Origin of the sequence: Actinocrinis sp. (assembly GCF_035650855.1) — a bacterium.
In the GTDB taxonomy this organism is placed as follows: domain Bacteria; phylum Actinomycetota; class Actinomycetes; order Streptomycetales; family Catenulisporaceae; genus Actinocrinis.
Window position 1 is genome coordinate 1 of the sequence record NZ_DASRGV010000139.1, and the last position, 10,118, is coordinate 10,118.

Sequence of the window (10,118 nt, forward strand, 5' to 3'; positions counted from 1 at the left end):
TGGGTGCGGCATACTCTGCCGGCAACGGAAGTGGGGCCGGGCTACGCGAGCGAGCCCGGCCCCACGTGAATCGGTGTGGCGAATGGGGTGGTGAATCGGGGCGGATCAGATCGGGATCAGGCGACCGGCATGGTGGGGACCTCGCCGCCCGGGAAGCGCAGCGTCGGACCGGTAGCGGCGATCACCTCCTCGACGGTGACGCCCGGCGCGAGCTCGCGCAGCACCAGGCCTTCGTCCTCGACGTCGATGACGGCCAGGTCGGTGATCACCCGGTCCACCACGTGCTTTCCGGTCAGCGGCAGCGAGCACTCATTGACCAGCTTGTGCCCGCCGTCCTTGGCCACGTGCTCCATCAGGACGACTACCTTCTTCGCCCCGTGCACCAGGTCCATCGCTCCGCCCATCCCCTTGATCATCTTTCCGGGGATCATCCAGTTCGCCAGGTCGCCCTGCTCGCTGACCTGCATCGCGCCGAGCACCGCGATATCGATCTTGCCGCCCCTGATCATCGCGAACGACGCGGCGGAGTCGAACAGCGAGGCGCCCGGCAGCAGGGTCACCGTCTCCTTGCCCGCGTTGATCAGGTCAGGGTCCTCATCGCCCTCATACGGGTACGGCCCGGTACCGAGAATGCCGTTCTCCGACTGGAGCACGACCGTCACGCCCTCGGGCACGTAGTTCGGGATGAGCGTCGGCAGGCCGATGCCGAGGTTCACGTACTGCCCGTCGCGCAGTTCGAGCGCGGCGCGGGCGGCCATCTGGTTGCGGTCGAGGGCCATGTCAGTTCCCGTTCTCGCTGGAGTGGGCGGCGCCGGACGCGGAGGCGCCGGCCTGCTGCGGCCGCGGGCGCACGGTGCGCCGCTCGATCCGCTTCTCCGCCACGGTCGCCTCGACCACCCGGTGCACGTGCACGCCCGGCAGCTGCACGCTCGCCGGCGCGATCTCGCCGGGCTCGACGATCCGCTCCGCCTCCAGTACGCAGATCCGTCCAGCCATCGCGGCGAGCGGGTTGAAGTTCATCGCCGAGCCGTTGAAGACCGCGTTGCCGTGCCGATCGGCCACCGCGGCCCGCACCAGCGAGAAGTCCGTGACGATGGCCTGCTCCAGGATGTACTCGCGGTCGCCGAAGCTGCGCACCTCCTTGGGCGGCGAGGCGACCGCCACCGAGCCGTCGGACGCGTACTTCCACGGGAGCCCGCCTTCGGCCACCTGGGTGCCGACCCCGGTCGCGGTGTAGAACGCCGGGATCCCGGCGCCGCCCGCGCGCAGCCGCTCCGCCAGCGTGCCCTGCGGCGTGAGCTCCACCTCCAGCTCGCCGGACAGGTACTGCCGCGCGAACTCCTTGTTCTCCCCGACGTAGGAGCTGGTCATCCGGGAGATCCGGCCCGCCTCCAGCAGCAGGCCCAGGCCCCAGCCGTCCACCCCGCAGTTGTTCGACACCACCCGCAAGTCCGTCGCGCCCCGCGTGAGCAGCGCGGCGATCAGGGTGGACGGGATGCCGCAGAGGCCGAAGCCCCCCACGGCGATACTCGCCCCGTCCGGAATGTCGGCCACGGCCTCGGCCGCGGTGACCACCTTGTCCATCGAGCCCATCCCTAACTTGTAGCGGCCCTATCTTCGTTGACGGCAAAGCCGCTGCGTGTGACTCGCTACGTCCTTGTGGGAGGCGAGTTCCTGCGAACGACTCTAGCCAGTGAGCTGTCGATCGCGAGTCTCGGCCGGGCCGCCGGTCGATCGGATGGCGGACGCGCACATGCGGACCGCCGCGAGTATGGCGGCGCGCTCCATGGGTGCGGATCGCCGCTGTTCCTAGGGTTCCGGCAGCGCACTGAATCCGCCTGGATCCGCCCACCCGCAACAGCCGGACCCGACCTCTCGAAGGAGCAGCAACGATGCGCTCTGTTTCCCCTCGCCGCCTCGGCGCCGGGCTGGCCGCGGCCGCCCTGGCCGCCGCGGCCGCGGGCTGCGCCTCACCCACCTCGGCGAGCGGCGGCGGCAGCGGCGGCCCGGCCGCGAGCGCCGACGTCAAGATCGGGATCATCACCGCGAAGTCCGGCCCGTTCGCGTCCTACGGCGCCGAGTACCTCGCCGGGCTCACCGCCGGGCTCGACTACGTCACCCACGGCACCGGGAAGGTCGCCGGGCACAAGATCGACCTGACCGTCGAGGACGACGCGGACAACCCGACCACGGCGGTCTCCGAGGCCAAGGACCTGATCGGCCAGGGCGTGACGCTGATCGGCGGCTCGGTCGACTCGGCGATCGCGCTGCAGGTCGCCGCGGTGGCCGCGCAGAACAAGGTGCTCGACATCGCCGGGCCCGCGGCCACGGACAAGCTCGACGGGCTCAACCGCTACACCTTCCGCTCCGGCCGCGAGTCGTATCAGGACATCGCCACAGCCGGCACCTTCGTCGGCGACCTGACCGGCAAGAAGGTCGTCGTGCTGGCGCAGAACAGCGAGTTCGGCACCGCGAACGCCACCGGCGTCAAGGCGGTGCTCGGCGCGAAGGGCGCCGCGGTCTCCAGCGTGCTGGTGCCGCCGACCGCGACCGACTTCACCCCCTTCACCCAGCAGGTGCTCGCGGCCCATCCGGACCTGCTGTTCGTGGCCTGGGCGGGGAGCAACGCCACGCAGCTGTGGACGGCGCTCGACCAGCAGGGCGTGCTCTCCGCGACGCAGGTCGTCACCGGCCTGGCGAACACGGCCACCTATCCGGCGACCGGGCCGGCCGGCTCGAAGATCGAGTTCCTGGCCCACTACTTCGCCGGGGCCGGCGGCGACAACCCGATCGAGGCTGCGATGACCGCCAGCGTGCGGAAGGCCGGCGGGACCGTGGACCTGTTCACCCCGGACGGCTTCACCGCGGCCCAGCTGTTCGCGCACGCCATCGAGGCCGACCCGGTGAGCGTCGACAAGCAGATCAAGGCGCTGGAGGGCTGGAGCTTCCAGGGCGTCGCCGGGCAGTACACGGTCCGCGCCGCCGACCACGCGCTGCTGCAGCCGGAGTTCCAGGCCAAGCTGAGCGGAGCGGGCACCGCCTGGACGGCGCAGCTGGTCAAGAGCGTGGACCCGGCCGCCATCGCCCCGCCGCCGCCCGCGTCGCCGGCCTGGCAGACATCAGGATCCTGATGGAGTCGGTGATGGGGAATCCTTCGGCGGCCGCCGCACCGGCCGCCGAAGCCGCGCCCGGCGCTCAAGGCGACGACGCCCGCGCCGGTGATGCCCGGCCCGGTGACGCACAGCGCGGCTGGACGGGACTCGGGCAACGGCCGGTCCCCGCGCTCGCGATCGAGGAGCTGACCTGGCGGGTCGGCGGCCGCGCGATCGTCGACCGGGTCGGCTTCGCGGCCGAGCCCGGCGAACTGCTCGCCGTGATCGGGCCGAACGGGGCGGGCAAGACCTCGCTGTTCAACCTGATCAGCGGTCTGATTCGCCCGGACGAGGGCCGGATCGCGCTCGGCGGTCACGATGTGACGCGGCTGCCGACACACCGCCGCGTGCGCCACGGCCTCGGCCGGACCTTCCAGACCTCCAGCGTCTTCCCGGGCCTGAGCGTCGCCGAGAACGCGCAGCTCGCCGCGCAGGCGGCGCTCGCCGGACCGCTCGGCTGCCTGGCCGTGTGGCGCAGGATCGGCCGCCCGGCGCGGGAACGCGCGCAGCAGGCGCTGGAGCGCTGCCGCCTCGGCCACCGCGCCTTCGCCCGCGCCGGCTCGCTCTCGCACGGCGAGAAGCGCAAGCTGGAACTCGCGATCCTGCTCGCGGCGAAGCCCTCGGTGCTGCTGCTCGACGAGCCGATGGCCGGCATGGCGATGGAGGAGGTCCCGGAGCTCACCGAGCTGATTCGCGAGGTGCACCGGGACGGAGCCACCATCCTGATGGTCGAGCACCACATGGAGGTCGTGCTCGGCCTGGCGCAGCGGGTCGCGGTGCTGCACCACGGCGCGCTGCTCGCCTGCGACCGGCCGGCCGCCGTGGTCGACGACCCGACGGTGCGCGAGGCGTATCTGGGGGAGCCGCTGTGACATATCAGAGCTCGATCAACCAGGTAGCGGTTGATCCGGCACCGACGGCGTCCGAGCCGATTCTGCGTGTCAGCGATCTGACCGTGACACTCGGCGGCAGCGCCATCCTGCACGGCGTCACCTTCGACGTGGCCGTCACCGGCGTCACCGCGCTGCTCGGCCGCAACGGCGTCGGCAAGACGACGACCGTGAAATCCATCCTCGGGCTGCACCCGATCGGCGGCGCGATCAGCTTCGCCGGAACCGATCTCAGCACCCTGCCGACGCACCGGATCGCCCGGCTCGGCATCGGCTACGTGCCCGAGGACCGCGCGGTCTTCGCCGGCCTCACCGTCGAGGAGAACCTGCGGCTGGCCGACTCGGCCCGCGCGGCGGCGCGCTACGACTTCGTGTACGAACTCTTCCCGGTGCTGCGCGAGCGCGCCCGCCAGTACGCCGGCACGCTCTCCGGCGGCGAGCAGCAGATGCTCGCGCTCGGCCGGGTCCTGCTCGGCCCGGCCCGGCTGCTGCTGATCGACGAGCCGACCAAGGGCCTCTCCCCGAAATACGCCGGGCAGGTCGCGCTCGCGCTCGGACGGATCGCGGAGCAGGTACCGATCCTGCTCGTCGAGCAGAACCTCGCCGTCGTGCGGCGGATGGCGCGCGACGCGGTCGTGCTCGACATGGGACGCGTCGTGCACACCGGCGACGCCCGAGACCTGCTCGCCGACCCGAGCCTGACCAACCGGCTGCTCGGCGTCTCCGCGGCAGCGGTGCATTCGACGACTGCGAAAACCGCACCGGCCGCCGCACCGGCCGCCGACATCGAGGCAGGTGCACGGTGAGCACCCTGATTCTGCTGTCCGCGACCGGCCTCGGCCTCGCCGCGCTCTACTTCCTGGTCGCCTCCGGCCTCTCGCTCATCTTCGGCCTGATGGACGTGCTCAACTTCGCGCACGGGGCGTTCGTCGCGGTCGGCGGCTACGCGGCCTGGACGGTGGCCGACCACGTCGCGGGCGGCTTCGGACTCGGGTTGGCGCTCATCGCCGCGGTGGCCAGCGGCGCGGCGCTCGCCGCCCTCACCGAGCTGTTGATCATCAGGCCCCTGTATGCGCGGCCGCTCGACCAGGTGCTCGCGACGGTCGGCCTCGGGCTCGCCATTCCCGCGCTGCTGCAAGCGATCTGGGGCGCCGACCCGCGCACCTGGGCCCTGCCCGGCTGGCTGGCCGGCACCGTCAGCCTCCTCGGCGCGCACATCCCGACAGTCCGCTTCGTGCTGATCGCCGCGGCGCTCGCGCTGCTCGGCGGCCTGCGGCTGCTGCTCGCCCGCACCCGCGCGGGACTGGTCGTGCGCGCGGGCGTCGAGAACCGGGAGATGGTCGCCGCGCTTGGCATCGACGTGCACCGGGCGTTCACCGGCGTCTTCGCGCTCGGTGGAGCCGCTGCGGGGCTGGCCGGGCTGCTCGACGGCCTGTATCAGGGGTCGATCTCGCCAGGTGACGGCACCTCGCTGCTGATCTTCGCGTTCGTCGTCGTGGTGCTCGGCCGGATGGGATCGCTCACCGGGACGGCCGTGGCCTCGGCGGCGGTCGGTCTTGTGCAGCAGTTCGCCAACTACCTCTCGCCGAACCTCGGCGACGAGTCCGTCGTCATCCTGCTGGCCGCGGTGCTCCTGCTGCGCCGGCGCGACCTCAAGGGCAGGCTGGCATGAGCCCGACAAGACCGCTGATTCCCGCGAGAGCGACGAGCGCGATCGCTTCGAGCGGCGGGACGGGGCGACGTGCAGTGCTCGTCGTGCTCGCGCTGGGGCTGCTGTATGCGATCCCTTACTCGACCGTCCAGCTGCCCGGCGTCTTCGACGGACCGCTCGACTCGCCCGGGGTGCTGCAACTGCTGGCCGTGTGTCTGGTCTTCGCAGGGCTCGCACTCAGCTACGACCTGCTGTTCGGGCACACCGGCATCATGTCCTTCGGCCACGGCCTGTTCGTGACCGGCGGCATGTACGTCACCACCATCCTGGTCAACCACGCCGGAAACAGCCTACTGATATCCGCGCTCGCCGGACTCGGCGTCGGGCTGGTCGCGGCGGTTGTACTCGGCGCGGTGGCGCTGCGCGTGGACGGCATCGGGTTCGCCATGGTCACGCTCGCCTTCGGTCAGGCCGTCTCGCTGCTGGTGGTCTCCGGCTCGCCCGCGCTCACCGGTGGGGAACAGGGCCAGACGCTGAACGCCGCCGCCGTCCCGGCCGCGCTCTCCGGCATCCGCAACACGGCCAACCTGTACTGGCTCGCCCTCGCCTACCTGGTGCTGTGCGCGGCCGTGGTCTGGTGGCTGACCACGTCCGTACCCGGCCGGATGATGCGCGCGGTCAAGGAGAACCAGCAGCGCGTCGAGGTGCTGGGCCTCAACCCGTACCTGTTCAAGCTGCTCGCGTTCGTGATCGCCGGAGTGCTGGCCACCGGCGGGGGAGTGATCTACCTGTTGCTGCTCGGCGGCGCGACGCCCACCGTGTCCGGATCCGACTTCACACTCGGCCTGCTCGTCATGGTGGTGCTCGGCGGCGCGGGGCGCCGATGGGGCGTGGTCGCCGGGGGAGTGCTGTACGCGTATGCCGATCAGTCGCTCACCCGGCTTTCCGGCTCCTCCTCGGTGGCCTCGCTTCCCGGCCTTTTGCGTGGCCCGCTGCAGCAGCCGCTCTTTTTGTTAGGAGTTTCGTTCGTGGCGGTGGTGTTTTTTCTCCCGGGTGGACTCGCCACGTTGCCTGCGCGCCTTCGCGCCTCGACTATGCCCATGAGAGGTATGCCGATAACCAGGCGGCACCGCGCAAAGCGCGACGCCGTGAACGCGAAAAGCCGGGAAGAGGTGGCGCCGCGTGGCTGACTTCCGCGATTTCGAGGAATACCAGATACCGGTCAGGGGCGGGGATCTGGCCGTGCTGCGCTGGGCCGCGGCCGATCCCGGCGCGCCGACCGCCGTTCTGGTGCACGGCATCACCGCGAACGCCCTCGCCTGGGCCGCGGTCGCCGAAGCCGTCGATCGCCGGGTCAACCTCGTCGCCCTCGACCTGCGCGGCCGCGCCTACTCCCGGGACATAGCCTCGCCCTGGGGCCTCGATTCCGACGTGGACGACGTTGTCGCCGTCCTCGACCATGCCGGCCTGGACCGCGCCGTGCTCGTCGGGCACTCCCTCGGCGCGTTCATCGTGTGCACGCTCGCCGCGCGGTATCCCGACCGTGTGGAATCGCTCGTCGCGGTGGACGGCGGCGCCAGGCTCCCGCTCGTCTCCGGTATCGATGACCCCGACAAGCTGCTGGAACTCACGGTCGGCCCGGCGATTCGCAAGCTGCACATGACCTTCGCCGACGGCGAGGCGTACCTGGACTTCCACCGGGAGCATCCCTCGTTCATCGGCCATTGGAGTCCGCAACTCGTCGCATATCTGGGCCGCGACACCCTCTGGCTGCCCGACGGCAAGGTCGTCTCCTCATGCATCGAGGACGCGATACGGGCAGACGGACGGCAGTTGATCACCGACGACTTCATCAGCGAGGCAATCAACACCGCGACGTGCCCGGTGACGCTCCTCTACGCGGAGCGCGGCATCCTCAACCAGCCGCACGGCTTCTACGACGACGACATGCTCACGGCGGTCGGTATCGACCGCGCTCGGGTAACCGCCAGGCTGATATCCGACACCAATCACTACACGATCATCGGACCCGGCGTCGGCGCCGATACGGTGGCCGCTGAATTGATCCGGCACGCCGAACACAAACAACACGGCCCCGCGAACAACACTGCCGCACCGCCCGAAGTGGCGGCATAGCACATGATGAAAGCGCGAAATCACGCCTAGGGTCACGACCTTGAAAGGCCACACCCACCGGCGAAAGGCATTTCGTGCAACCACCGTCGTTTGCGCGCCGCCCGCCGACCCGCGCCTCCCTCGCGCTGGCCGTCGTGCTCGCCGCACTCACCGCGTTCCTCGTCGCCACCGGCTCGGGCCAGCGCGCCCAGGCCGCCGGCTCGCTGACCCAGGTCCCGAACTTCGGCTCGAACCCGGGCGCCCTCCAGATGTACGACTACGTCCCGACCTCGGCTCAGCCCAACGCCCCGCTCGTGGTCGCCCTGCACGGGTGCACCCAGCAGGCGTCCGACTACTACAACGACTCGGGCTGGCCCAAGTACGCCGACCAGTGGGGCTTCGACCTGGTCTTCCCGCAGCAGACCTCCGCGAACAACTCGCTCGAGTGCTTCGACTGGTTCACCTCCTCGGACGACACCCGCGGCAACGGCGAGGCCGCCTCGATCATCCAGATGGTCCAGTACATGCAGGCGCACTACTCGATCGACGCCTCGCGGATCTACGTCACCGGGCTGTCCGCCGGCGGCGGGATGACCGCCGACCTGCTCGCCGACTACCCGGACGTGTTCGCGGCCGGTTCGGTCGACTCCGGCCTTCCGGCCCAGTGCGCCACCGCAGGCAGCACCAGCGCCTCTCCCTGCCAGTCCGGCACGGTGAACAAGACCGTCGCGCAGTGGGCCGCGCTGGCGACAAACTCAGATCCCGGATACAGCGGGCCCTGGCCCCGCGTCGCCATCTGGCAGGGCACGAGCGACTATACGGTCAACCCTGCCAACGCGACCGATCTGATGGACCAGTGGACCGGTGTGTGGGGGATCAGCCAGACGGCTTCGTCTACCGCATCGCTGACCGGCGGTACTACCGAGAGCATTTACAACGACGCGAGCGGTAAGCCCGCAGTCGAGATGTACATGATCTCCGGGATGGGCCACGGCCTGGCTGTTAACCCGGGTTCGGGAACCGCACAGTGCGGTACGACCGGTGCGTACTTCCTCAACTACATCTGCTCGACGTACTACACAGCGGTCTTCTGGGGCCTCAACGGTTCCGGCTCGGGGTCCTCGTCGAGCGCGACAGCGTCGCCGTCCACCTCACCCACGCCGTCGGCGTCCGCATCGCCGTCATCCAGCCCGTCCTCGACGTGGAGCCCGAAGTGCTTCACCGAGAGCAACTATCAGCAGACCGTTGACGGGCACGCGTACCAGTCCGGCGGCTACACGTACGCCAACGGCTCCAACCAGAACATGGGCCTGTGGAACATCTACACAGTCCACACGCTGGAGGAGACGAGCTCGGGTTACTACGTGATCGCCGACGCCCACTGCCCGTAGCAGCACGCGCACAAGCGCCCGAGCGCGTCCTAGGCGTCACAGCAGTTGGTGCAACCGCAATGCCAGCTGTAGCTCTAGGGCGCGCTCGGGGCAGTTCCAGTCCGCGCCGAGCAGTTGGGCGATCCGATCCAAACGCTGCGTCACGGTGTTGACGTGGACGTGCAGGACGTCCTTAGTCCGCATCAGGTTCCCGCCGCAGCCGAAGTACGCATCCAGCGTGTGCACCAACTCGGTCGACCGCCGCGCGTCGTAGTCGAGCACCGGCCCGAGCGTCGCCTGTACAAACGCCGGAACATCCGACTTGCGCGGCTCCGTACCCCCGAGAAGCAACCCGACGAAACCCAGGTCGCGGGTGGACGCGGCGTCGCCGATCCGGCCGAGAGCCTGAAGCGCGGCCAGGCAGCGAGCCGCCTCGGCGTGCGCGGCGGCGAAGGCGGCCGGCCCGCGAACCGGACCCGCCGCGCCTGCCGTCACCGGGCGCTGAATCGCGCCGTGCAGATGATGCACCACGTCGCGTGCTACACCGGTCGCATCCGAACCGGGGAGCAGCAACACCGTGGTGCCGCCACGCTCGCCGGCCAAGCCACGATTGGTTGCTGCCAAGTGCGCGGCCGCCGAAGCGAGGCGCTGCCGGTCCGCGTCCTGCGCGTACGCCACGACGGCGATGGAAGGCACGTCGAGATCCGCGCCGAGCCTACGTGCCCGCTCCCGCAGCGACTCCAAGCTCGGCTCGCCCCGGTCCGACGCGGCCAGCAGGTCCGCCACCAACTCGCCGCGCACCCGGTGCTCCGCCTCCTGCACCGAGCGCTCGATCAGCAGCCGCAGCGCCGTCATCGTCGCCGCCCGCTCCAAGATCCGCTGGTCCGCGCTCTCCAGATCCAGCTCGGGCCGCCCCCGCAGCACCATCGCGCCCAGCCGC

At 70.4% G+C, this 10,118-nt stretch carries 10 protein-coding genes; 7 read left to right on the top strand and 3 right to left on the bottom strand.

Features of this window, described 5'->3' with window-relative positions; all coding sequences use genetic code 11:
• Positions 1 to 116 precede the first annotated feature (116 nt).
• The gene (locus VFB40_RS10870; RefSeq protein ID WP_324849533.1) at positions 117 to 779 is read right to left on the bottom strand and encodes a CoA transferase subunit B; all 663 of its coding nucleotides are present in this window, start codon (positions 777 to 779) and stop codon (positions 117 to 119) included.
• 1 nt (position 780) lies between these two features.
• Positions 781 to 1,584, bottom strand: a complete 804-nt coding sequence (locus tag VFB40_RS10875; RefSeq protein ID WP_349261434.1) for a CoA transferase subunit A — start codon at positions 1,582 to 1,584, stop codon at positions 781 to 783.
• Positions 1,585 to 1,892: 308 nt separating this feature from the next.
• Between VFB40_RS10875 and VFB40_RS10880 the strand changes: the two genes are divergently transcribed.
• From VFB40_RS10880 to VFB40_RS10910, 7 genes are all read left to right on the top strand, one after another.
• Positions 1,893 to 3,131, top strand: a complete 1,239-nt coding sequence (locus VFB40_RS10880; protein WP_324849538.1) for a substrate-binding domain-containing protein — start codon at positions 1,893 to 1,895, stop codon at positions 3,129 to 3,131.
• A gap of 11 nt (positions 3,132 to 3,142) precedes the next feature.
• Complete coding sequence (locus VFB40_RS10885; protein WP_324849540.1) at positions 3,143 to 4,024, top strand: ABC transporter ATP-binding protein; 882 nt, start codon at positions 3,143 to 3,145, stop codon at positions 4,022 to 4,024.
• The gene (locus tag VFB40_RS10890) at positions 4,021 to 4,848 is read left to right on the top strand and encodes an ABC transporter ATP-binding protein (protein ID WP_324849542.1); all 828 of its coding nucleotides are present in this window, start codon (positions 4,021 to 4,023) and stop codon (positions 4,846 to 4,848) included. The genes VFB40_RS10885 and VFB40_RS10890 overlap by 4 nt, the downstream gene beginning before the upstream one ends.
• Positions 4,845 to 5,714, top strand: coding sequence for a branched-chain amino acid ABC transporter permease (locus VFB40_RS10895; protein WP_324849544.1), 870 nt, complete (start codon positions 4,845 to 4,847; stop codon positions 5,712 to 5,714). Before VFB40_RS10890 ends, VFB40_RS10895 begins: the two co-directional genes overlap by 4 nt.
• Positions 5,711 to 6,883 carry a branched-chain amino acid ABC transporter permease gene (locus tag VFB40_RS10900; RefSeq protein WP_324849546.1) on the top strand — a complete coding sequence of 391 codons (1,173 nt, stop codon included), beginning with the start codon at positions 5,711 to 5,713 and terminating at the stop codon, positions 6,881 to 6,883. The genes VFB40_RS10895 and VFB40_RS10900 overlap by 4 nt, the downstream gene beginning before the upstream one ends.
• Positions 6,876 to 7,829: an alpha/beta fold hydrolase gene (locus VFB40_RS10905; RefSeq protein ID WP_324849548.1), complete on the top strand. Its 954-nt coding sequence runs from the start codon at positions 6,876 to 6,878 to the stop codon at positions 7,827 to 7,829. Before VFB40_RS10900 ends, VFB40_RS10905 begins: the two co-directional genes overlap by 8 nt.
• A gap of 74 nt (positions 7,830 to 7,903) precedes the next feature.
• A complete protein-coding gene (locus VFB40_RS10910; protein ID WP_324849550.1) occupies positions 7,904 to 9,199 on the top strand; it encodes an extracellular catalytic domain type 1 short-chain-length polyhydroxyalkanoate depolymerase in 1,296 nt (431 codons plus the stop codon).
• Positions 9,200 to 9,235: 36 nt separating this feature from the next.
• Here the strand turns inward: VFB40_RS10910 and VFB40_RS10915 are convergent.
• The coding region (locus VFB40_RS10915) for a PucR family transcriptional regulator (protein ID WP_324849552.1) at positions 9,236 to 10,118 on the bottom strand (883 nt) is incomplete at its 5' end.